Origin of the sequence: Cupriavidus basilensis (assembly GCF_000876015.1) — a bacterium.
Taxonomy (GTDB): Bacteria; Pseudomonadota; Gammaproteobacteria; order Burkholderiales; family Burkholderiaceae; genus Cupriavidus; species Cupriavidus basilensis_B.
On sequence record NZ_BBQM01000013.1, the window covers coordinates 88,676 to 112,170 of the forward strand.

The 23,495-nt window shown below is 70.0% G+C and carries 19 protein-coding genes; 17 read left to right on the forward strand and 2 right to left on the reverse strand.

What is annotated here, in order from left to right; translation table 11 throughout:
• The first annotated feature begins 330 nt into the window (after positions 1 to 330).
• The 10 genes from KF708C_RS11805 (at position 331) to KF708C_RS11850 (ending at position 10,363) form a co-directional block, all read left to right on the forward strand.
• On the forward strand, positions 331 to 1,317 hold the full coding sequence (locus KF708C_RS11805) for a 2-keto-3-deoxygluconate permease (RefSeq protein WP_029043417.1): 987 nt from the start codon (positions 331 to 333) through the stop codon (positions 1,315 to 1,317).
• Positions 1,314 to 2,543, forward strand: a complete 1,230-nt coding sequence (locus tag KF708C_RS11810) for a four-carbon acid sugar kinase family protein (protein ID WP_059411941.1) — start codon at positions 1,314 to 1,316, stop codon at positions 2,541 to 2,543. Before KF708C_RS11805 ends, KF708C_RS11810 begins: the two co-directional genes overlap by 4 nt.
• Positions 2,544 to 2,615: 72 nt before the next feature.
• Positions 2,616 to 3,617: a 4-hydroxythreonine-4-phosphate dehydrogenase PdxA gene (gene pdxA, locus KF708C_RS11815; protein ID WP_020202184.1), complete on the forward strand. Its 1,002-nt coding sequence runs from the start codon at positions 2,616 to 2,618 to the stop codon at positions 3,615 to 3,617.
• A 77-nt stretch (positions 3,618 to 3,694) separates the two neighbouring features.
• The gene (locus KF708C_RS11820) at positions 3,695 to 4,474 is read left to right on the forward strand and encodes a DeoR/GlpR family DNA-binding transcription regulator (RefSeq protein ID WP_020202183.1); all 780 of its coding nucleotides are present in this window, start codon (positions 3,695 to 3,697) and stop codon (positions 4,472 to 4,474) included.
• A 460-nt stretch (positions 4,475 to 4,934) separates the two neighbouring features.
• Positions 4,935 to 5,918 carry an ABC transporter substrate-binding protein gene (locus KF708C_RS11825; protein WP_231586459.1) on the forward strand — a complete coding sequence of 328 codons (984 nt, stop codon included), beginning with the start codon at positions 4,935 to 4,937 and terminating at the stop codon, positions 5,916 to 5,918.
• A gap of 35 nt (positions 5,919 to 5,953) precedes the next feature.
• Positions 5,954 to 6,721, forward strand: coding sequence for an ABC transporter permease (locus tag KF708C_RS11830; protein WP_020202181.1), 768 nt, complete (start codon positions 5,954 to 5,956; stop codon positions 6,719 to 6,721).
• A gap of 3 nt (positions 6,722 to 6,724) precedes the next feature.
• Entirely contained in the window at positions 6,725 to 7,543 is an 819-nt protein-coding gene (locus KF708C_RS11835; protein ID WP_020202180.1) for an ABC transporter ATP-binding protein, read from the forward strand.
• A 7-nt stretch (positions 7,544 to 7,550) separates the two neighbouring features.
• A complete protein-coding gene (locus KF708C_RS11840) occupies positions 7,551 to 8,831 on the forward strand; it encodes an amidase (RefSeq protein ID WP_059411943.1) in 1,281 nt (426 codons plus the stop codon).
• A complete protein-coding gene (locus KF708C_RS11845) occupies positions 8,824 to 9,567 on the forward strand; it encodes a sulfite exporter TauE/SafE family protein (RefSeq protein WP_197090347.1) in 744 nt (247 codons plus the stop codon). Before KF708C_RS11840 ends, KF708C_RS11845 begins: the two co-directional genes overlap by 8 nt.
• 10 nt (positions 9,568 to 9,577) lie before the next feature.
• The gene (locus KF708C_RS11850; protein ID WP_020202177.1) at positions 9,578 to 10,363 is read left to right on the forward strand and encodes an IclR family transcriptional regulator; all 786 of its coding nucleotides are present in this window, start codon (positions 9,578 to 9,580) and stop codon (positions 10,361 to 10,363) included.
• Between the two features lie 68 nt (positions 10,364 to 10,431).
• Here KF708C_RS11850 and KF708C_RS11855 read toward each other — a convergent pair whose 3' ends face one another.
• Positions 10,432 to 11,406 carry a Bug family tripartite tricarboxylate transporter substrate binding protein gene (locus KF708C_RS11855; protein WP_029043416.1) on the reverse strand — a complete coding sequence of 325 codons (975 nt, stop codon included), beginning with the start codon at positions 11,404 to 11,406 and terminating at the stop codon, positions 10,432 to 10,434.
• Positions 11,407 to 11,796: 390 nt separating this feature from the next.
• Between KF708C_RS11855 and KF708C_RS11860 the strand changes: the two genes are divergently transcribed.
• The 4 genes from KF708C_RS11860 (at position 11,797) to KF708C_RS11875 (ending at position 18,011) form a co-directional block, all read left to right on the forward strand.
• Positions 11,797 to 13,668: a CocE/NonD family hydrolase gene (locus KF708C_RS11860; protein WP_059411945.1), complete on the forward strand. Its 1,872-nt coding sequence runs from the start codon at positions 11,797 to 11,799 to the stop codon at positions 13,666 to 13,668.
• Positions 13,669 to 13,737: 69 nt separating this feature from the next.
• Complete coding sequence (locus KF708C_RS11865) at positions 13,738 to 14,724, forward strand: LysR substrate-binding domain-containing protein (protein WP_059411946.1); 987 nt, start codon at positions 13,738 to 13,740, stop codon at positions 14,722 to 14,724.
• Positions 14,725 to 15,203: 479 nt separating this feature from the next.
• On the forward strand, positions 15,204 to 16,172 hold the full coding sequence (locus KF708C_RS11870) for a Bug family tripartite tricarboxylate transporter substrate binding protein (RefSeq protein WP_063922997.1): 969 nt from the start codon (positions 15,204 to 15,206) through the stop codon (positions 16,170 to 16,172).
• Between the two features lie 81 nt (positions 16,173 to 16,253).
• Positions 16,254 to 18,011, forward strand: coding sequence for a gamma-glutamyltransferase family protein (locus KF708C_RS11875; RefSeq protein ID WP_059411948.1), 1,758 nt, complete (start codon positions 16,254 to 16,256; stop codon positions 18,009 to 18,011).
• Between the two features lie 96 nt (positions 18,012 to 18,107).
• Here KF708C_RS11875 and purU read toward each other — a convergent pair whose 3' ends face one another.
• Positions 18,108 to 18,998 (reverse strand): formyltetrahydrofolate deformylase, encoded by an 891-nt coding sequence (gene purU / locus KF708C_RS11880; RefSeq protein ID WP_059411949.1) that lies wholly within the window; start codon positions 18,996 to 18,998, stop codon positions 18,108 to 18,110.
• A gap of 264 nt (positions 18,999 to 19,262) precedes the next feature.
• On the opposite strand from purU, the gene KF708C_RS11885 reads away from it, so the two are divergent.
• From KF708C_RS11885 to KF708C_RS11895, 3 genes are all read left to right on the forward strand, one after another.
• Complete coding sequence (locus KF708C_RS11885) at positions 19,263 to 21,713, forward strand: GcvT family protein (protein ID WP_059411950.1); 2,451 nt, start codon at positions 19,263 to 19,265, stop codon at positions 21,711 to 21,713.
• Between the two features lie 62 nt (positions 21,714 to 21,775).
• A complete protein-coding gene (locus tag KF708C_RS11890) occupies positions 21,776 to 22,525 on the forward strand; it encodes an electron transfer flavoprotein subunit beta/FixA family protein (protein WP_059412041.1) in 750 nt (249 codons plus the stop codon).
• A complete protein-coding gene (locus KF708C_RS11895) occupies positions 22,525 to 23,466 on the forward strand; it encodes an electron transfer flavoprotein subunit alpha/FixB family protein (RefSeq protein WP_059412040.1) in 942 nt (313 codons plus the stop codon). Before KF708C_RS11890 ends, KF708C_RS11895 begins: the two co-directional genes overlap by 1 nt.
• The last annotated feature ends 29 nt before the right edge of the window (positions 23,467 to 23,495 follow it).

Genomic DNA, 23,495 nt, shown 5'->3' on the forward strand with positions numbered 1-23,495 from the left:
CCCGCCTTGCCTGCGCGTGCCGCGCCGCCGCCGCCGCCGCCCAATAACATGCGTCCAGCCGCTTGCCGGCCAGCCCGGCGCGCCGGCTCCCCGCCCGCGGCGGTCGATTCCCTTCCCTGCCATCCGCTTCCCCGCACGGCCGTCCCCCGGACGGCCGCGCTCGCTTCGGCTCCGGGCGCCGTCCGCATCACCCGGCCAAGATGATCGATTCAATCACAATTTGTGATTGAACTAGTCAAAATTCGCGCACTGTCCTAGAATTCCGGTCACACGATGATTGAATCGATCATCGTCAACACGACTGATACGCACAAAAAGCGACAGGAGACAATGATGCAGATACGAATCAAGCGCGCGATCGAGCGCGTTCCCGGCGGCATGATGATCGTGCCGCTGCTGATCGGCTCCCTGGTGGCGACGTTCGCGCCCGACACACCCAAGTTCTTCGGCTCGTTCACCGGCGCGCTGTTTACCGGCGCGCTGCCGGTGCTGGCGGTGTTCTACGTCTGCATGGGCGCGAGCATCAACATCAAGGCCACGCCCTACATCCTCAAGAAGGGCGGCGTGCTGTTCGGCACCAAGGTCGGCACCGCCGTGCTGCTCGGCGTGATCCTGGGCCATTTCCTCGGCGAATCGCCGGTTTCCGCGGGCGTGTTCGCCGGCCTGTCGACGCTCGCCGTGGTGGCCGCCATGAACGACACCAACGGCGGCCTGTACATGGCGCTGATGGGGCAATACGGGCGCCCCGAGGACGTGGGCGCCTACAGCATCATGTCGCTCGAATCGGGGCCGTTCCTGACGATGGTGACGCTGGGCGTGGCCGGGCTGGCGGCGTTCCCCTGGCCGACGATGGTCGGCAGCATCCTGCCGCTGCTGCTGGGCATGCTGCTCGGCAACCTGGACCGCGAGATGCGCGACTTCCTCTCGCGCGCGGTGCCGGTCATGATCCCGTTCTTCGCGCTGGCCCTCGGCGCCAGCCTCGACCTGCACAAGGTGTGGCAGGCCGGCATGCTCGGCATCGGCCTGGGCATCGCGGTGGTGGCCATCACCGGGACCACGCTCTACCTGGCCGACCGCCTGAGCGGCGGCAACGGCGTGGCGGGCGTGGCGGCGGCCAGCACGGCCGGCAACGCCGCCGCGGTGCCGACCCTGATCGCGGCGGCCAATCCGGTCTACACCGAGGCCGCCAAGAGCGCCACGCTGCTGGTTGCCGCGTGCGTGGTGGTGACGGCGATCCTGACCCCGGTGCTGACCGCCTGGGTGGCCCGGCGCGGCGCGCTGGCGGCACCCGCGGGCGCCGCGCGGAGCGCGCCGTGAGCTGGCTCGTCATCGCCGACGACCTGTCCGGCGCGGCCGACTGCGCGATCGGGTTCACGTCGCCCAGCACCAGCACGGTCGTGACGCTCGACGCCCACGCCGGCCCCGCGTTCCAGGCCGACGTGATCGCGGCCGACGTCGACAGCCGGCGCCAGGACCCGGCCACCGCCGCGGCGCGCAACGTCGCCGCCTGGAACCGCTTCGGCGGCGCCGGCCGGCGCCTGTACAAGAAGATCGATTCCACGCTGCGCGGCAACTGGGCGGCGGAAACCGCCGCGCTGCAGCGCGTCGCCGGGCTGGCCATCGTCGCGCCGGCGTTCCCGGACGCCGGCCGCACCCTGCGCGACGGCTGCGTGTACGTGCATGACGAGCCGCTCGAAACCACCGACATCTGGCGCCTGGAAGGGCTCGCCGGCCGCGCGGACGTCACCGCGCTGCTGGCCGCGCAGGGCCTGCGCGCCGAACGGCTGGAGACCGGCGGCGCCATGCGCTGCGCCGACGCCCTGCGCGACCGCCTCGCCGCGCTGGCCCGCCAGGGCGTGCAGGCGGTGATCTGCGACGCGCAGACGCAGGACGATCTCGACAGGCTCGCGGCCGCCAGCGCGGACCTCGGCGTGCCGGCCTTCTGGGTCGGCTCGGGCGGCATGGCGCGCGCGCTGTCGGCCGGCGACGCGCACACGCGGGCGGCGCAGGCAAGCCACGGCAACGCGCCGCTGCCGCCCGTGCGCGGCCCGGTGCTGACGCTGGTGGGCAGCCTGTCGGGCGTCTCGGCACGGCAGGCGGCGTGCCTGTGCGAGCGCGGCCAGGTCGAAAGCGTGGTGATCCCGCCGCAGGTGCTGCGCGCCGGCCCCGCGCATGCGGACTGGGCCCGCTGGCAGGACCGCGTGGCGCTGCCGCTGCTCGCGGGGCACGACGTGCTGGCCGGCATCGGCCGCGACGAGCACTTCAGCGCGGACGAAGGCCCGCGCCTGAGCGCGGCCCTGGCCAGCCTGATCGCGCCGCATTTCCATTGCGTGGGCAGCCTGATCGCCACCGGCGGCGAGACCGCGCGCGCGATGCTGGAAGCCGCCGGAATCCGCGCGCTGGCGCTGGTGCGCGAGATCGAGCCCGGCGTGCCGCTCTCGAAGACGCTCGGCGGGCCAGCCCGGCGCGTAGTGACCAAGGCCGGCGCGTTCGGCAGCGAGGCCGCGCTGTGGCTCGCATGGCAGGCCGTGCGCGAGGCCTGAGCCGCGCGCGCGGGACGACCAGACAATGACCCCCGGTTGGCGTCGACGCCAACCACGAACCTGAAGCGAAACATGAGCGATTACCTCCCCATCATCGGCATCACCATGGGCGATGCCAGTGGCGTCGGGCCTGAAGTGATCATGAAGAGCCTGGCGCACGCCAGCGTCTACGCCCAGTCGCGCCCGCTCGTCATCGGCGACGCCAGGCGGCTCGAGCTGGCCGGCAAGCTGGTCGGCAGCCCGCTCGCCGTGCGCGCGATCGACAACCCGGCCCAGGCGCAATACGCGCAAGGCACGGTGGACTGCATCGACCTCGGCCTGATTCCGGCCGATCTGCCGTTCGGCAAGCTCTCGCCGGTCGCCGGCGACGCCGCGTTCCGCTATATCGAGCGGGCCGTGGCGCTGACGCAGCAGGACCAGATCGACGCCATCTGCACCGCGCCGCTGAACAAGGAAGCGCTGCACGCGGGCGGCCACAAGTTCCCGGGCCACACCGAGATGCTGGCGCACCTGACCGGCACGCCGGAAGTGTCGATGATGCTGGTGGCGCCGAACCTGCGCGTGATCCACGTGACCACCCACATCGGCCTGCTCCACGCGATCCGCAAGATCGACACCGGGCTGGTGCAGCGGACCATCGAGCGCGGCCACGAGACGCTGGTGCGCGCCGGCATCGCCGAGCCGCGCATCGGCGTGTGCGGCATCAACCCGCACGCGGGCGAGAACGGGCTGTTCGGCTGCGGCGAGGAAGAAGAGAAGATCATTCCCGCGGTGCTGGCGCTGCGCGAGCGCGGCTGGAACGTGGAAGGCCCGCTGCCGGCCGACACCCTGTTCTTCCGCGCCGGGCGCGGCGATTTCGACCTGGTGGTGGCGATGTACCACGACCAGGGCCACGGCCCGGTCAAGGTGCTGGGCCTGGAAGCGGGCGTCAACATCACCGTGGGGCTGCCGGTCATCCGCACCTCGGTCGACCACGGCACCGCGTTCGACATCGCCGGCAAGGGCATCGCCGACGAGCGCAGCCTGCTCGAGGCGCTGCGCCAGGGCGCGGAGCTGGCCACGCGCCGGGGCTGAGCGGCGGCGCGGGCGGGCGGCGCCGGTGGCTGTATGATTTCGCTTTGCCCGCCACCTTGCCGATGCCCCCGCTGCCAATGAACGCCGCCGATCGCCGCCGTGCCATCCTCGAACTCGTGCTGTCAGGCAGCGAATCGAGCGTCGAGCAGCTTACCGGCAGCCTCGGCGTGTCCGAGGCCACGGTGCGCCGCGACCTCGCCGCGCTCGCGCGCGAGGGCCGCATCGTGCGGACCTACGGCGGCGCCGCGGCGCTCACGCAGATCGGCGCGCACGAGCCGGAAACCCCGCTGGAAGAGCGCAACGTCATCCAGCGCGCGCAGAAAGAGGCCATCGCGGCCGTCGCCGCCGGCTTCGTCCACGACGGCGACGCCATCCTGCTCGACAGCGGCAGCACCGCCACCGCGCTGGCGCGGCAGCTGGCCGCGCGCGCGGACCTGCACGTCTACACCACCAACCTGCTGGTGGTCGGCGCGCTGGCCGGCGTGCCCGGCATGCGCATCACGCTGGTCGGCGGCGACGTGCGCCCGTCCAGCATGGGCACCATCGGCCCGCTGGCGCAGATGACGCTGGCGCGCATCAGCGTGGACAAGGCCTTCCTCGGCGCCGACGGCGTGGTGGCGGGCGTCGGCCTGTGCGAGGCCACGGCCGAGCAGGCCTACCTGAAGGAGTGCATCGTGCGCCAGTCGGCCGAGATCTTCGTGCTGGCGGACGCCACCAAGCTCGGCCGCGCGCGCCAGCAGCACTGGACGCCGCTCGAGCGGCCGTGGACGCTCGTCACCGACGACGGCGCCTCCGCGGCGCAGCTCGAAGCGTTCCGCGCGCTCAAGCACGTGCGCGTGGCGCTCGCGCCGGCCTGACGGCGGCCGGTCCACGGCCGGTCCGCTCCGCGTCCGCCCGCGCCGCGGCTGGCGCGGGCAGTCCCGGCGCGTCTTCGCTTCTTCGCTTCTTCCCGATGGCCGCCGCCCGCGCGGCCCGCTCATCCGCGTAGAGAACCCAACCAGAACCCAACCGGCAGGATCGCCTGCTCCGCCCGTTCCACCCGTTCCGCCTGTTTCACCCATTGCGCCCGTTTCGCGGCGCGCCACGGCCCGCCGCGCCCCACGCGCCAGCATCCCGCCCCAGAAACGGGCCTGCGGGCGGGCCCGCATTCCCGCTTTCGGCGCACGGCGCCGGTTTCCCCCGCCGTTCCGGCGATTTTCTCGGGTTGGCCCGACTCTTGCGTATTGAAATTCAAATTTTAGAGACGTATCGTCCCGAAAATTTGAATTTCCACTCAACATTTGCGCACGCCCCAGAAACCGTGCGCCAGGAGTCCGCATGTTTCTCCGTTCCATGACCCGCCGCGCACGTGCCGTTCTGGGCCTGGCGCTGACCGCCACCAGCTTGTCGGCCGGCGCCGCCCAGGTCGTCAACATCGGCGTCCAGCCCGCCACCCAGCCGATCTACATCGCCAAGGCGGCCGGCTACCTGGCGCCGCTGGAGGCCAAGTACGACGTCAAGTTCGAATTCCACAGCTTCCCCTACGGCGCGCCGGAGAACCAGGCGATGGCGGCCGGCAACCTCGACCTCGCCTCGGCGGGCATGGGGCCGGCGGTGGTCGCGTCGGCGCGGCTGCCGGTCAAGCTGCTCGGCATCACCATCCTGGAGCAGACCGCCATCGTGGTCCCCTCCGACTCGCCGGTCCACACGATCGCCGATCTCAAGGGCAAGCGCATCGCCTACCCCGGCGAGGGTTCCCAGCAATATCCGCTCCTGCTCAACGCCCTGCAGAAGGCGGGCCTGAAGGTGGCGGACGTGCAGTTGTTCAAGACCTCCGGCTCGCAGGTCGGCACGCTGGTCGAGCAGCACAGCGTGGACGCCGGCATCACCTGGGACCCGCATATCTCGGTGGCGCTCGCCGGCGGCAAGACCCGCGTGCTGCTGAAGGCCGAGAAGATCCTGCCGCTCAAGAACGGCCATTACGTCGGCGACGGCTTCTACGGCCGCACCGAGTTCATCGATGCCCATCCCGACCTGGTGCGCGACATCATGGCCGCGCAGATCCGCGCCATCAAGCTCATCAACAAGACGCCGCAGAAGGCCGTGGAGATGTGGAGCAAGGAGATCGGCTTCCCGCCCAAGGTGATCGAGTATTCGCTCAAGGAAGGCATCTCGGTGTACTCGACCGACATGGTGCCTGACGCGCAGACCATGAAGGTCTACGCCTCGTTCCTCAAGCAGGCGGCAATCCTGCAGGACGGCGACGAGCCCAAGCTCGCGCCCGAGCCGGCGCGCCAGGCGCTGGCGGCCGAGAAGCCCTGATTCCCCTTTTCCACTTTCCTTCAGAGGAGAAGCCGATGGCTTCGTTTTTCCGGTCGGCGGCGAGCCGCGTGTTCCCTTACCTCGCCGCGATGCTCGCGGTGGTGCTGGTGTGGGAGCTCGTGGTCGTGCTGACCCATCCGAGTCCGGCGGTGCTGCCGTCGCCGGAGCTGACCGCGCGCACGCTGTACGGCCTGTTCGCGTCGGGCACGATCTTCCGCGACATCGGCGCCAGCCTCGGCCGGGTGCTGGCCGCCTGGCTGCTGGCGGCGTGCCTGGCGATTCCGCTCGGCCTGCTGCAGGGCACGCGGCCGCGACTGGCGCGCGTGCTGGAGCCGCTGGTGGAGCTGTTCCGGCCGATCTCGCCGCTGGCGTGGATCCCGATGGCGATCCTCTGGTTCGGCATCGGCGAGGCGGGCAAGGTGTTCATCATCTTCATCGCCACCTTCTTCCCGATCCTGCTCAACACGGTGTCGGGCGTCAAGGCGGTCGATCCGGTGCTGGTGCGCGCCGGCCGCGTGCTGGGCTGCAATTCGGACGCGCGGCTGTTCTGGCAGGTGATCCTGCCCGCCGCCATGCCGACCATCCTGGTCGGCCTGCGCATCTCGTTCGGCATCGGCTGGGCCGCGATCATCGCCGCGGAGCTGGTCGCGGCCAACAAGGGGCTGGGCTACCTGATCGCCAACGGCATGGAGATCCTGCGCTCGGACCAGGTGCTGGCGGGCATGGTCATCATCGCGTTGCTGGGCATTCTCATCGACACCGGCTTTCGCATTCTCGGCCAGCGGCTGGGCTTCAAGGAGTAAGACATGGACCGCACTGCGGCCGCCGCGCCCCGCGAGGGCGTGGCCATCAACAACGTTTCCAAGCTGTACTACACGCGCGCGGGCGACGCCGTCGAGGCGCTGCGCCCGGTCTCGCTGGACATCGCCGCGGGCGAGTTCGTCGCGCTGATCGGCCCGTCGGGCTGCGGCAAGAGCACGCTGCTCAATATCGTGGCCGGCTTCGAGGCGCCCAGCGCCGGCTCGGTGCTGGTCGACGGCGACAAGGTCGTGCGGCCCGACATGCGGCGCGGCATGGTGTTCCAGCAGTACGCGCTGTTCCCGTGGCTCAGCATCCGCGACAACATCGCCTTCGGCCTGCGCCAGCAGGGCATGCCGCGCAAGGAGCGCGAGGCGGTGGCCAACCGCTACCTCGAACTGGTGGGGCTGGCCGAGTTCGGCGACGCGCGCCCCGACGCGCTCTCCGGCGGCATGAAGCAGCGCGTGGCGCTGGCGCGGGTGTTCGCCACCGAGCCGAGCACGATCCTGATGGACGAGCCGTTCGGCGCGCTCGACGCGCTCACGCGCGGCTTCCTGCAGCAGGAGCTGCTGCGCATCTGGCGCGAGCACCGCAAGACGGTGCTGCTGGTGACGCACTCGGTGCAGGAGGCGCTGTTCCTGGCCACGCGCGTGGTGGTCATGACCAGCCGGCCCGGGCGCATCAAGCTCGACCAGCGCGTGGACCTGCCCTACCCGCGCGCGCTCGCCACGCCCGGCTTCCGCGAACTGGAGGCCAATATCCTGACCGCGCTCGACGACGAGCTGCGCAAGACCTACGGCAGCGCGCCGGCGATGGTATCGGACTGACCACGACATGCTTTCCCAAGATTCATTCCAGCCCGCGCCGGCCAGCGTGCGCGAGCGCATCGCCGCCACGCTGGTGCGCACGCGCCAGCGCGACCGCACGCTGCACGCCTTCATCGAGCTCGATGCGGCGCGCGCCGCGCGCCGCGCGGCGGAACTCGACGCCCTGCCGCCGCGCGCGCGCGGCCCGCTGCACGGCATGCCCGTGGCCGTGAAGGAGATCATCGACATGGCCGGCGCGCTGTGCGCGTGGGGCTCGCCGCTGCACGCGGGGCGCCGGCCCGCGCGGGATGCGCTGCTGGTACAGCGCCTGGCCGCGGCCGGCGCGGTGCCGGTCGGCGTCACCGCCTCCACCGAATACGCGCTGGCGGCGGCCGCCGCGACCGTGCATCCGCGCGACGCGCGGCGCTCGCCGGGCGCGTCCTCGAGCGGCTCCGCCGCGGCGGTCGGCGCCGGGCTGGTGCCGCTCGCGCTCGGCACGCAGACCATTGGCTCGGTCATCCGCCCCGCGGCCTATTGCGGCGTGGTGGGGTTCAAGCCGAGCTTCGGGCGCTATCCCACCGATGGCATCCTCTGCCTCTCGGCGCGGCTCGACCACGCCGGCGTGCTGGCCGCGCGCGTGGCCGACGTGATCGCCGCGGACGCGGTGCTGGCCGGCATCGCCGCGCCGGCGTCGCTGCTAGCCGCAGCGCATGGCGCCACCCCCGCGCTGCGCGTGCTGCAGCCGTGGTTCGGCGAGGAAGTGTCCGCGGCAGTGTCGTCGACGCTCGACGGCGCATACCAGCGCCTGCGCGGCGCCGGCTTCGGCCTCGCGCCGCTGTCGGTGGACGCCGGCATCGCCGCCGCCGAGACCGGCCTGACCGACACGCTGCTGACCTTCGAGCTGGCCCGGCGCCACGGCGCCGCGCTGCGCGCGGCACCCGACAAGGTGTCGGCGAAGCTGCTGGCGATGGCCGAGCGCGGCGCGCGCGTGAGCGCGGCGCGCTTCGACGAAGCCGTGCGCGAGCAGGCCGCGCTGTCGGCGCGCCTCGACGCCATGCTGCGCCCCGGCGAGATCGCGCTGGCGCCGGCCACGGTGGGCACCGCGCCGCTGCTGCCGGAGGGCTCCGGCTCGCGCGCGCCGCAGCGGCTGTGGACGCTGGCCGGCATGCCGGCGCTGACGCTGCCGGCGGGCACGCACGGCGGCCTGCCGGTGGGCCTGCAACTGATCGGCCGCCGTGGCGAGGATGCGGCGCTGCTGGCCGCCGCCGCGCGCATCGAAGCCGTGCTCGGCGCCGCGTCTCATGGCTAGCCCGGCCTGGATGCCGCTGGCGGCGACCACCCTGATCGTGTTCTCGGGCACGCTCGTGCGGGCGGTCTCGGGGCTCGGCTTCTCGCTCGTCGCCGTGCCGCTGCTGTCGCTGGTCTGGACGCCGGCCCAGGCCGTGGCGATCGCCGTGCTGTTCCAGACGCTGAGCGCGCTGCCGCTGGTCGCGGCCGAATACCGCGACATCGACTGGCGCCTGCTCGCGCGCATCTGCGCGGGCGGGCTGGCCGGCATGCTGCCCGGGCTCGCCCTGCTGCAATGGCTGCCCGAGCCCGCGATGCGCGTGGCGCTGGCGGCCATCCTGCTGCTGTCGGTGGCGCTCATCGTGGTGGGGCGGCGCTTGATCCGCAACATGACGCCGGCGCGCATCCTGCTGGTGGGCCTGTGCGCCGGCGTCGCGCAGGGCATGGCCGGGGTGTCGGGGCCGCCGCTGATGGCGGGCCTGATGGCGATGCCCGGGCTCGACCCGCGTACCATCCGGCTCACCGCCACCTCGGTGTTCCTGATCCTCGGGCTGGTGTCGGTCGCCACGCTGGGGTGGCATGGCGCCTTCGGCGTCATGGCGCCGGGCAGCTACGCGATCGCCACCGCGGGCATGGTGGGCGGCCATCTGGCCGGGGAACGGCTGTTCGCGCTGGCCGGCGCGGCCGGCTTCCGCCGTTACGTATTGCTGGTATTGTTCGCGTCCGCGCTGCTGACGCTGGCGCCTTTGTGGCGATAGGATCTTGTCGATGATGGATATGGAAGACCAGGAGCGCGCCCGCACCACGGGTTCGGCGCTCGAAAAGGCGGTGGGCATCCTGGAGACTCTGGGAGAGCAGGTGCGCGGCCTGAGCCTGGCCGAACTGGCCGAATTCACCGGCATGCCGAAGCAGACCGTGCACCGCATCGTGCGCCAGCTCGAGGAGCTGGACCTGCTCGCGCGCGAGGCCGGCGGCGACCGCTTCATCTTCGGCGCCCGCCTGCGCCAGCTCGGCGTGGCGGCGCTGTCGGCGCCGCGCCAGTCGCTGGCCACGCGCCAGATCCTCACCGAGCTGGTGGACGAGATCGGCGAGACCTGCAACATCGGCGTGCTCGACGGGGAGGAAGTCCTGTACGTCGACCGCGTCGAATGCCACTGGCCGCTGCGCGTGCAGCTGCGCCCGGGCAGCCGCGTGCCGTCCCACTGCACCGCGATCGGCAAGCTGCTGCTCGCCCACCTGTCCGGCGCGCAGCGCCGCGAGCTGCTGCCGCGCCTCGCGCTGACCGCCTACACGCGCAATACGCTCGCCACCGTGCCGGCGCTCGAAGCCGCGCTGGCGCAGATCCGCAGCCAGGGTTACGCCATCAACCAGGAGGAAGACTCGCTCGGCCTCAACGCGATGGCGGTGCCGGTGCGCGACGCGGCGGGCAAGGTGCTGGCGGGGCTCGCGGTCCACGCGCCCAGCGCGCGGCTGCCGCTCGACGAGATGCTGGCCCGGCGCCCGCTGCTGGAGGCCGCGGCCGGCCGGGTGGCGTCGGTGCTGTTCAACGCCTGAGCGCCCGGCGCGCGCGACGCGAGGCGGCGCGCGTCGACGCGAAGCGCGGGCGACCCCCGCGCGCCGCGTCACGAACTCTGGATGCCCCGCTTGCGGATGAAGTCGCCCCAGACCTTCGACTCGGACACGGCGCGCTGCCTGATGGCCTCGGCCGAGCCCACGACCGGGAAGAGGTAGAGCGAAGCCAGCTTCGCCTTGATCTGCGGGTCCGCCAGCGCGGACTGCACGGCGGCGTTCAGGCGGGTCACGACCTTCGGGTCCATGCCGGCCGGGCCCACCAGCGCGTACCAGCTCGGCATGAGCGGCGCGTCGATGCCGGCCTCCTTCAGCGTCGGCACGTTCGGCAGCTCCTTGACGCGGTGCGGCCCGACGATCGCGACCGGCACCACCGTCCCTCCCGTCACCTGCGGCAGCGCCGCGCCGAGCACGCTGACCATCGCATCCACCTCGCCCGCCACCACGCCGGTCAGCGCCGGGCCGGAGCCCTTGTAGGCGACGTGGGTCATCTTCAGGTCCAGCTTGTCCGCCACCACTTCCATCGCCAGGTGCGTGGAGTTGCCGACGCCGGCGCTGCTGAACGTCAGCCCGCCCGGCTTCTGCCTGGCCTTGTCGATGAAGCTCCGCGCCGACGTGATGCCGCTGGCCTTGCTGGCCACCAGCACGAACGGCGTGTCGACGACCGGCGAGATGAACGTGTAGTCCTTCTGCGGGTTGTACGGCAGCGACGCATACAGGTGCGGGTTGAAGCTGATCTGCGACACGCCCGTGAGCAGCACGGTATAGCCATCCGGCTGCGCCTTGGCGACCGTGCTCATGGCGACGATGCCGTTCGCGCCCGGCCGGTTGTCGACGACGATGGTCTGCCCGAGGTCCTGCGACAGGCGGTCGGAAAGCAGCCGCGCCACGACGTCGCCGCCCGAGCCCGCGGACTGCGGCACGATCATCCGGATCGGCCGGCTCGGAAACGCATCCTCGGCCTGCGCGGCACCATGACACATGGCCGCCGAGGCAATGAACGCAGAAGCAATCAAACGTCGGTACATCAACACTCTCCCATCGAAGCGAAGCCAATCACGGAATTTTCATAGCGATGGTATGGATACGCACGCCGAACAACCAATACGGATTGTCGATGCCAACATAGGCAAAGGCTATGCCCCCGGGAAACCATGACGCGCCTGCCCGCCGGTGGGGCACGGACGCGCCATTGCAATGCAGCCCCGCGGCGCGGCGCACAGAACGAGTGCGCGAATGCGCGAGGCCAGTCATGCTCCGGCGCGCGGGCGCCCACGAAACCGCATCGTCATAGGACCAGCCTATGACCGGATCGGAATTTCGTCTTTCCGGATGGCGCGCCGCGCTCCGTACCATGACTGCCGTCATCCCGGGCCCCCCCCCCGGGCCCTCGGCCCTCACGCAAGAGCGCACAAGTCATGTCCGACATCGATACCCGCGGCAACGCGTGGCTGACGCCACCGTCCGCCTACCTGGCAAGCCGCCCGTCCACCTTCTCCGTTCCGGCCCGCCCGGCGTCGCGCTACCTGCCGATGCGGGACGGCTGCCGCCTCGCCGCCGACATCTACGTCCCGCAGCCGCTGCCGGGCCAAGCCGCGCCGCGGACGTTCCCGACCGTCGTCATCTTCACGCCGTACTACCGGCGCTTCCGCCTGTCGGGCGCGGGCGCCGAGCCCAGCCCCAATACCGCGAAGTACCGCGACGCATTCGTGCCCAGGGGCTATGCGGTCGTGGTGGTGGACGTGCGCGGCACCGGCGCGAGCTTCGGCACGCGCGACGCGCTGCGCTCGCCCACCGAACGCGACGACTATTACGAAGTGGCCGAATGGATCGCCGGCCAGCCCTGGTCGAACGGGAAGATCGGCTCCACGGGCATTTCCTACCTGGGCGCCGCCGCGTGCTTTCTCGCCAGCACGGGCCACCCCGCGGTCAAGGCGATCGCGCCGCTGTTCTCGGTGTCCGACATCTACAGCGAGCAGCTCTATCCGGGCGGCATGCTGTCCAAGGTCTGGGTGGAAGCCTACGACGAGCTGATGCTCGCGCTAGACCAGGACCGCCGCGACCTGGTGGCCGGGTTTCCTTATTTCGACGACCCGCGCTTCGCGGGCCCCGAGCGCTGCGACGAGGACCTGGACGGCGCGCTCGTCGCGGCGGCCATCGCCGAGCACCGCAACAACTTCACGCTGGCCGACCTGGCGCCGGAATTCGCCTTCCGCGACGGCGCGGCGTTCCACGATGCGTCGCTCGACTCGGGAAGCTGCAGCCCCTATCGCTACCTGGACGGCATCGCGCCGGACGTGTCGGTGTATTCGATCTCGGGCTGGTACGACGGCGGCGGCTACGCCAACGGCGCCATCACGCGCTTCCTGTCGCTGCCGTCGAACGACAGCCGCCTGCTGCTGGGCCCGTGGGACCACGGGGCCCGCACCAACGTCTCGCCGTGGCGCGACCACGCCGCGTCGGATTTCCCGCTGCTGGGCGAAGTCCTGCGATTCTTCGATCACCACCTGCTCGGCCTGCCGACCGGCCTCGAACGCGAAGCCCGCGTGCACTACCACAGCATCCACGACGACCGCTGGCAGCCGGCGGACACGTGGCCGCCGGCGCCGGATGCCACGCGGCTCTACCTGGCCGGGGACGGCACGCTTGCCGACACGCCGGCGCCCGCGCCGACGGAAGTGCGCGTCCAGGTCAGCTTCGACTGGACCACCGGCCGGCAGACGCGCTACGAGCGCCTGGGCGCGCTCAACATCGAGGACTACTACGCCGACTGGGGCCGGCGCGAAGCCGCGCTGCCCCACTTCGATTCCGCGCCGCTGGCGTCGCCGCTGGCGATCGCCGGCCACGTGGTGGCCCATCTCCGCGTGGCGTCGTCGCAGCCCGACGCGGCGCTCTTCGTCTACCTGTCGGAGGTGGAAGCGAACGGCACGGTCCGCTACATCACCGAGGGCATGCTGCGCGCGTCCCACCGGAAGCTGGAGCCGTGCCCCGCGGAGTACCGCACCACGTGGCCATATCGCGCGCACCGCCGCGCCGAGGCCGAGCTCCTGACGCCCGGCGCCGCCGTGCCGCTCACGTTCGCGCTCCTGCCGGTGGCGTGGACGCTGGCGGCCGGCAGCCGCCTGCGCGTGTCCGTCGCCGGGGCCGACCGCGGCCATTTCCCGCCGGTTCCACTCGGCCGCCCGCCGCTGCTGACCCTGACGATGGGCGGCGGCGAAGGCTGCCATCTCGACGTGCCGGTGGCGGATCCTGCCGCGGGTCCCGCCGCCGACCCTGCCGGCGGGCGCTAGCGCCGGCCCGATGCCCGCCCGCCACCCGAGGTGCTAGAGTGGGCATCCGTCCTTCCCTCCGTCCCCGTCATGGACTTCCGGCAGCTTCGCTATTTCGCGCGCATCGTCGAACTCGAGAGCATCACCGCGGCAGCCGATGCGCTGCATATCGCCCAGCCGTCGCTGAGCCAGCACGTGGTCAACCTCGAAGCCGAACTGGGCGCGAAGCTGCTGGTGCGCGGACCGTTCGGCGCGCGCCCCACCGAGACCGGCCAGATCCTGTACCGGCACGCCAAGATGGTCCTGCGCCAGATGGAGGAAGCGCACGCCGCCGTGCGCCACGGACGCGACGTGCCGTCGGGCCACGTCCGGGTCGGCCTGCCCACCAGCACCTCCCGCGTGCTGGCCGTGCCGCTGCTGCAATTCGTCAGCGGCAGCGTCCCCGACGTGACCGTCGAGATCGTCGAGGGCAGCAGCGCCGACCTGGCGGAACTGGTGACGGCGCAGAAGCTCGATCTCTGCATCGCGATGGATGCCCAGCAGCGTCCCAACATGCATCTGGTGCCGCTGCTCGACGAAGACCTCATGGCCGTCGGCCCCGCCCCGGCGCAGCGCGACACGGCGCTGACGCTGGCTGAAATGGCGGCGCTGCCGTTGCTGCTGCCGAGCTTTCCCAATTCGATCCGGGTGCTGACGGACCGGGCGTTCGTCGCCGCCGGACTCGAACTCAAACTCGTGGCGGAAACCAGCGCGACCTCGGTCCTGCTTGCCGCGGTCCGCGCCGGCATGGGGTGGACGATCCTGCCGTGGAGCGCGCTGGCGACCGAGCACCCGGACGCATTCGCCTGCGTGCCGATTTCCGATTCGTCGCTGGTGCGGCGCGTGTTCCTGTGCGTGGCGGGCTCCGCGCGCCTGAGCCTGGCCTGCAAGACCGTGGAAGACGCCCTGCTCCGGCTGATCGGCGAGGCCATCGCCACGCGCACCTGGAAAGGCGTCAGCCCGCTGAGCCGCCTGCTGGGCCAGCGCGACGAGGGCAACGAGGGCGGCGAGGGCAACGGGGACGGCGGGGGCGGCTAGCCCCGCGCGTTGCCGCGGATGCGCCGGCCTCGCCGCGCAGCGAAAGCGCGCGCTTCGCGCTCCGCATCTCCGCCCCGGCCGCGCGCATGGGGACGCCATTCGTGCCATAGCCACGGCGCAAGACCTTCCCGCCCACGCGCGGTGAACCGGTTCGCCCCGCCGATGATCCGCGAGAGAATCGCGCGCGCCACATGCCGCGCCACATGCCGCGCGGACATGCCCGCCGGCCGTCACGATGCCCGCGCCCGACGAGCGCCGTTCCACCATTGCCGCACGGCGGCGGGCGCCCGCGCACGTCCCCCGGCCCCGGTTTGGTGCGGCATGACGAAAAAAACCAACATATCAGCACGCTATTTGAGAAAAAAACGTGGCATAATTTTTGCACAGAAAACTTGAGTACACAGAATTTCTCTTGTACTTCCAGGTAGCTCACACCTGGCTGCGTCCGTTCAGATTGGCTACGTTGAAGGAGCTTCACGATGCGGTCCCCAGTTTTCCAGATGTTGTCCAGCATTCTCCTAGGCCTCACCCTCGGGCTCGCGGGCCAGGCGTGGTCGGCAAGCGGCGTGCCGCTGCGGCTCATCGTGCCCTACCCCGCCGGGGGACCCACCGATATCGTTGCCCGGACCGTCGCGCCGGCCTTGGGCGCGGCGCTCGACCAGACGGTGATCATCGACAACCGCGCCGGCGCGAGCGGCTCGATCGGGGCCGGCACGGTGGCGCGCTCGGCCCCGGACGGCAACACGCTGCTCCTGAACACCTCGATCCACACCATCCTTCCGCATCTGACCAAGGTGCCGAACGACGCGATCAAGGACTTCACGCCGCTCGCGCAGGTCAACAGCATTCCGTTCGTGCTGGTCGCAAACAAGGATCTGCCATACAAGACCGTGCCGGAGCTCATCGCTTACGCAAAGGCGCATCCGGGGCAGATCAACTTCGCCACCAACAGCGCGGGGTCTGCCTCGCATATGGCCGCGGAGCTGTTCGCGCGGGCCGCGGGCATCGAGATGCGGCACATTCCCTACAAGGGGAGCGCCCCGGCCCTTACCGACCTCGTGGGTGGCCAGGTGCAGATCATGTTCGAGCAGGGCCCCTCGGTCGCGCCCTTCCTGAAGAGCGGCCAGCTCCGCGCGCTTGCCGTCACGAGCCCCGCCCGCACGCTGAACAATCCCGAGCTTCCCACATTGGCGGAACTCGGCCTCAAGGATTTCAGCTACTCGAACTGGCAGGGCATCTGGGGCCCCGCGGGCCTCCCGCCCAACGTGACGAAACGCCTGGTCGACGCGCTGCAGAAGGCCCTGACCCAGCCCGAGGTGCAGCAGAAGCTCCGCGCGCTCGGCACGGAGCCCGCCAACCGGTACGGCAGCGATTTCGAGACGTTCGTGAAACAGCAGTTTGACCAGCAAGGTACCCTGATCAAGAGCGCGGGTATCAAGATCGAATGACGGCCGTCACCGGCTGTTTTTCCTGTTCGAATTCCCGCCATCGAAGCCCGATGCGGGCAGCATGCAAAGGATCGAGGAGCTATGTCGGTTGATTCCGTTTCCCAGTCGGGCTCGAGTGTCGAAAGCGCGTACAAGGCGGGCCGCGCCGTCATTGCCGCGCGCCGCCATTGCGTGTCGACCGGCCACTACCTCGCCACCCAGGCTGCCTTCCAGATACTCGAGGCGGGAGGCAACGCCATAGACGCCGGCGTCGCCGCGGGCCTGGTGCTCGGCGTGGTGCACAGCGACCAGGTGAACATCGCGGGCGTCGCGCCGATGATCATCTACCTCGCCAACCGCCGCGAAGTGGTGACGATCGACGGCCTTGGCGTGTGGCCCGCGGCCGCGAGCCTCGAGCACATCAGGAAGGCGCATGGCGGCGAGATCCCCGAGGGCCTCCTCAGAACCGTGGTGCCGGCCGCGCCCGCGGCATTCATCAAGGCGCTCGGCGACTTCGGCACGCTTTCGTTCGGCACGGTCGCTTCTTTCGCCCTGCGCTTCGCCCGCGAAGGCTTCCTGATGTATCCGTTCATGCACGAGCAGTTGCAGATGGTGAAGCACAAGCTCGAGCGATGGCCGTCCAACCGCGACATCTACCTGCCCGGCGGGGACGTCCCCGCGGTGGGGGCGCTTTTCGTCCAGAGCGACCTTGCCGGCAGCATCCAGTATCTGATCGACGAAGAGCATGCCGCGCTGGCGCGTGGCGGCAGCCGGCTGGCGGGATTGCAGGCCGCGCGCGACGCCTTCTACAAGGGCGACATCGCGCAGAAGATAACCGGCTACCACGCCGCCCACGGGGGCTGGCTCACGCCCGAGGACATGGCGAACTTCGAGGTGAAGTTCGAACGGCCCGTGGTGACGCGCTACCACGACCTGGAAATCCATGCGTGCGGCTTCTGGTGCCAGGGACCGACGCTGGGCCAGGCGCTGAACCTGCTCAAGGGTTTCGATCTCAAGCAGATGGGGCACAACACCCCGGCCTATATCCACCACGTCGCCGAAGCACTCAAGCTGGTCTTCGCGGACCGGGAGGCATTCTATGGCGATCCGCGATTCAACGACACGCCGGCCGACTGGCTGCTGTCCGACCGCTATGCCGACGAAAGGCGCAAGCTCATCCGCGAGGACCGCGCCTGGCCCGGTCTTCCGCCATCGGGGGCGAACACCCGGCCGGCCGCCAGCGGCGACCCCGGTGGCCAGGCAGGCGGCCCGTTCGATACGTCCTGCGTCACCGTGGTCGACCACGCCGGCAACGCGATCTGCATCGCCCCGAGCGACGTGTGCAGCGACACCCCGGTCATCCCGGGAACGGGCCTCGCGCCATCTTCGCGCGGCTCGCAGTCCTGGGCGCTGAGCGGGCACGCCTCCTGCCTCGCCCCGGGGAAGCGGCCCCGGCTCACGCCAAGTCCGGCCCTGGTCATGCGGCCCGGAAAAATGGTCATGCCCATCGGCAGCCCGGGCGGCGACAGCCAGACGCAGGCCAATATCCAGGTCCTTCTCAATATGGAAGTCTTCGGCATGGATCCGCAGACCGCCATCGAAGCCCCGCGCTTCATCACGTACAGCCATCCGGACTCGTTTTCCCCGCACAAGGCCTTTCCCGGCCGGCTCTGCCTGGAAGGCCGCATCGCGCAGGCCACGGCGCAGGCGCTTTCGGACCTGGGGCATGAGGTGGTCATCTGGCCGGACCGCCTCTGGCGCGCGGGCGGGGTCTGCACGGTGCGGCACGACCTCGAGCGCGGCGTGTACGAAGCCGGCGCGGATCCCCGGCGGGCCGCTTCGTCGGCGCTCGGCTGGTAAGGCCGGGACCGGACGCGCGCGGGGCGTCGGGAGGTCAACCCTTCGGGCTGGCTTCCCGACGCCGGGGCGCGGCAGCCACCGCGGCCCGTTCGTCGCTTACCTGAAGACGATCGTCTTGTTGCCGTTCAGGAATACGCGGCTCTCGATATGGAATTTCACGGCGCGCGCGAGCGCCACCTTTTCGGAGTCCCGTCCGGCCGCGACCAGCAGGTCGGGGCCAAAGACGTGATCGACGCGCTCCACGACCTGTTCGATGATGGGACCCTCGTCGAGGTCGCCGGTGACGTAGTGCGCCGTTGCGCCGATCAGCTTCACGCCGCGCTCGTATGCCTGGTGATACGGCTTCGCGCCCTTGAACCCGGGCAGGAACGAGTGGTGGATGTTGATGGCTTTGCCGGACAGCGCGCGGCACAGCTCGTCCGACAGCACCTGCATGTAGCGCGCCAGCACCACCAGCTCGCTGCGCGTCTGCGCGACGAGCTGCAGCAGCCTGGCTTCCTGTTCCGACTTCGTCTCGGGCGTCACGGGCAGGACGTGGAACGGGATGTCGTGCCGCTCCACGAGATGCCTGAGGGCCTCGTGGTTCGACACCACCGCGGTGATGGTCATGGGCAGCTCTCCCGTCCGCTGGCGATACAGCAGATCTTCCAGGCAGTGGTCGAACTTCGACACCATCACGAGGACCCGCGCCCGCTCGTCCCGGGACCGCAGGTTCCACTCCATGTCGAAACGTGCCGCGGTCGCCTTGAACGCGTCGCGCAGCTCCTCCAGCGAGGGCGCCGGAGTGGTGTCCGTGCGGAACACGACCCGGGAAAAGTAGCGGCCCTGGTTCTCGTCGTCGTACTGGGCCATCTCCGTGATGTTGCAGCCCCGGTCCGCAAGGAAGTTGCCGATGGCGGCGACGATGCCGCGCGTGCCGGGACACGCCACCTTGAGCACATAGGAGCTGGGGACGGACGCTTGGCGTGCTGGGGAATGGGATTGCATGGGCGTTGGCGGATGAAAGAGGGTTGGTCGGCCGAATTTTTTTGATTCCTTGTGTGAAAAAAATATATCACTAAATTTTTATTGCGAGAAGTTTTTTGTAGATTTATAGTCATCAAAAGAAATTCTGGACCTGACCAACGCAACATCCGCGCCCGCGGCATGCGCCCGGGGACCGCGTGGAACGGTGCCCGGCAAGGCATCTTCCGGGAGCGCGGCGTGGTGAAGCCTTGCGTCGGGACTTCTCGGAACCACAAGGATCCATTCATGGCAAACAGAGTTCCTGCCCAGGCAGAAGTCGTCATCGTCGGTGGCGGTATCGTGGGATGCTCGATCGCATACCACCTGACCAGGCTCGGCATCACCGATGTCGTCCTGCTCGAGCGCAGGCAGCTGACTTGCGGCACGACCTGGCACGCCGCCGGCCTCATCGGCCAGTTGCGGAACAGCCGGCAAATGACGGAACTGGCAAAGTACACGTCCGACCTGCTCTACGAGCTCGAGCGCGAAACCGGGCAGGCCACCGGCTTCAAGCAGAATGGCTCGATCAGCCTGGCGCTCAATGCGGCCCGCTTCGAAGAGCTCAGGCGCGGCGCGTCGATGGCGAAGAACTTCGGCCTCGATGTGCAGGTCGTCGGCCCGTCCGACATCAAGGGGCTGTGGCCCATGCTCGACCTCAAGGACGCGGTGGGCGGCGTGTTCCTGCCCAAGGACGGGCAGGCAAACCCCACCGACATCACCCAGGCCTTCGCCAAGGGGGCCCGCATGCGCGGCGCCAAGGTCGTGGAGAACCTGAAGGTCGAGAAGCTGCTCGTCGAGAACGGCAAGGCGGTCGGCGTGCAGACCGAAGAAGGCGTCATCAAGGCCGGCACCGTGGTGCTTGCCGCCGGCATGTGGTCCCGGGAGCTGGCGGCGCAGGTCGGCGTGTCGATCCCGCTCCATGCCGCGGAGCACTTCTACATCGTGACCGAAGCCATCGACGGCCTGCCCGGCAATCTTCCGGTCCTGCGCGTGCCCGACGAATGCGCCTACTACAAGGAAGACGCCGGGAAACTCCTGCTGGGCGCGTTCGAACCCGTGGCGAAGCCCTGGGGGATGAAGGGCATCCCCGAGGATTTCTGCTTCGATGCCCTGCCCGACGACTTCGACCACTTCGAGCCGATCCTGACGAGCGCCGCGGAGCGGGTTCCCGTCCTGCAGACCACCGGGATCAAGACCTTCTTCAACGGCCCGGAGAGCTTCACGCCCGACGACCGGTATCTGCTGGGCGAAACCGCGGAGGTCAAGGACCTCTTCGTTGCCTGCGGATTCAACTCCATCGGCATCCAGAGCTCCGGCGGCGCGGGCAAGGCGCTCGCCGAATGGATCCGCGACCGCCGGCCGCCGGTCGACCTGTCCGACGTGGACGTGCGCCGCATGCATCCCTTCCAGGGCACGCGAACCTATCTTCGCGAGCGCACGACCGAGACCCTCGGCCTGCTCTACGCGATGCACTGGCCGTTCCGCCAGTTCGAAACCGCCCGCGGCGCCCGCCGCTCGCCCCTGCACGACCGCCTCGTGGCGGCGGGCGCGGTCATGGGCGAAGTGTCCGGCTGGGAACGCGCGAACTGGTACGCCGAGCCGGGCGCGCAGGCCAAGTACGCGTATTCGTGGGGACCGCAGAACTGGTCCGAGAACGCCGCGCGCGAATGCCGCGCGGTCCGCGACGCGGTCGCGCTGTTCGATCAGACGTCGTTCGCCAAATTCCTCGTGCAGGGTCCCGATGCGACGCGGGCGCTGAACCGGATCTCGGTGTCCGATGTCGACGTCCCCGTGGGCAAGATGGTGTACACCCAGTGGCTCAACCCGCACGGCGGCATCGAGGCGGACCTGACCATCACCCGCACCGGCCCCCGGTCCTACCTCGTCGTGACCGCCGGCGCCACGCAGACCAGGGACTTCTCCTGGCTCGAGCGGAACATTCCCGCCGACTGCCGCTGCGTCGCCACCGACGTGTCTTCCGGCATGGCGGTCCTTGGCGTCATGGGGCCGAACGCGCGCGCGCTGTTGCAGAAGGTTTCGGAAGAGGACCTCTCCAACGAGGCGTTCCCCTTCGCCACCTCCCGGGAAATCCAGATCGGATACGCGCGCGTGCGGGCCAGCCGGATCACGTTCGTCGGGGAGCTCGGATGGGAACTCTATATCCCGACCGAGTTCGCCCTGCATGTGTTCGAGACGCTCAGCGCCGCGGGCGGCGAATTCGGCCTCACCCTGGCCGGCTACCACGCCATGAACAGCTGCCGCACCGAGAAGGGCTACCGGCATTGGGGGCATGACCTCACCATCGAGGACAACCCGCTCGAAGCGGGCCTCGGCTTCTGCGTGGCATGGGAAAAGCCGGGCGGCTTCATTGGCGACGACGCCCTGCGGCAGGCCAGGGCGGCCGGTCCGCTCAAGAGGCGGCTGGTCCAGTTCCAGCTGGCGGACCCGGGCAAGCTTCTCCATCACGAAGAACCGATCTGGTGCGATGGCAGGATCGTCGGCTCGATTACCTCCGGCATGTTCGGACACCGCCTCGGCGCCTCGCTGGGCATGGGGTATGTGACGAACCCCGACGGCGTCACCGCGGACTGGCTCGCGCGGAACACCTTCGAGATCGAAGTGGCGTGGCAGCGCATCCCCGCACAGGCGAGCCTGTCGCCCTTCTACGACCCCAGGAACCTGCGCATCAAGTGCTAGGGAACAGCCTCGATCCACGTACTCAACCTACTCAACGTATTCCACGTATGACGGTGCAACAGATGAAAGTCCTGGTTGGCGTGAAGAGGGTGGTGGACTTCAACGTGAACGTCCGTGTCAGGTCCGACCGCTCCGGCGTGGACACCGACAACGTCAAGATGTCCATCAACCCGTTTGACGAAGTGGCCGTGGAGCAGGCCGTGCGCCTCAAGGAGGCCGGCGCCGCCGCCGAGGTCATCGTCTTCTCCGTGGGCCCCGACCGCGCGGCCGAGACGATACGCACGGCCCTGGCGATGGGCGCGGATCGCGGAATCCTGGTGCAGACGGACCAGGCCACGGAACCGCTGGCCGTGGCGAAGGTGATCGCGGCCCTGGTGGCGCGGGAAGCGCCGCGGCTCGTGCTCCTGGGGAAGCAGGCCATCGATGACGACTGCAACCAGACCGCGCAGATGGCGGCCGGGCTGCTGGGATGGCCTCAAGGCACGTCGGCCTCGGCATTGCGCCTTGCCGGGGATGTCCTGCAGGTCACGCGAGAGGTCGACGCGGGCACCGAGGAACTCGAACTGGCGTTGCCGGCGGTGGTCTCCGTGGACCTGCGCCTCAACGATCCCAGGCATGCGTCGCTGCCGAGCATCATGAAGGCCAGGAAGAAAGAGATCGCGTCCGTGACGCCGGACAGCCTCGGTGTCGACGCGGCGCCGCGCCTGTCCGTCCTGGAAGTGCGCCCGCCGGAAGAACGCAAGGCCGGACGGAAAGTCCGCGGCGTTGCCGAACTGGCCAGTGAAATCAGCGCCGTTCTGGAGGACGCATGATGGCCGCACTCGTCTTTGCCGAGACCGGCGCGGGAGGACTGAATCCCGCCACGCGCAACGCCGTCACTGCCGCGCGGCAGATGAGCGCCGACGTCGATATCCTGGTCTGCGGCGCGGACTGCCGCGCGGCGGCCGGGCAGGCGGCGCATCTCCAGGGCGTTCGGCGCGTCCTCCAGGCGCAGGCCGCGTCGCTGGCGAACCAGCTTCCCGAGGACGTGGCGCCGCTGCTCGTGACGCTTGCCGCCGATTACGACTACATCGTCGCCGCCGCGACCAGCGCCGGCAAGAATGTCCTTCCCAGGGCGGCCGCGCTGCTCGACGTCTCGCAGATTTCGGAGATCAGCGCGGTCGTCTCTCCCGATACGTTCGAGCGCCCGGTCTACGCGGGCAATGCCAACGCCGTGGTGCGCTCGGCCGACGCGAAAAAGGTCGTCACCGTCCGCGCCACCAGATTCGCCCCGGCGGGCCAGTCCGACGTCGCCGCCGAGATCGTCCCGCTGTCGTGGAACGAAGGCCCGGGACTCGCGAAGTTCATCCGCGGCACCGCGACGGCGAGCGGCCGTCCGGAACTCACCACGGCCTCGGTCGTGGTGTCCGGGGGACGCGGCATGGCCTCCAGGGAGAACTTCCGGCTGCTGGAGTCCCTCGCGGACAAGCTCAACGCGGCGATAGGCGCTTCGCGCGCGGCGGTCGATGCCGGCTTCGCGCCCAGCGACGCGCAGGTGGGGCAGACCGGGAAGGTCGTCGCCGCGGACCTGTACATTGCCGTCGGCATCTCAGGCGCGATTCAGCACCTCGCCGGCATGAAGGATTCGAAGACCATCGTGGCCATCAACAAGGATGCCGACGCGCCCATCTTCCAGGTGGCCGACATCGGCCTGGTGGGCGATCTGTTTGACGTCTTGCCTGCCCTGACGCAGGCGCTGGACGCCGCGGGCTAGCGGGTCGGGGAAGGGGTGGGGAAGGGGCG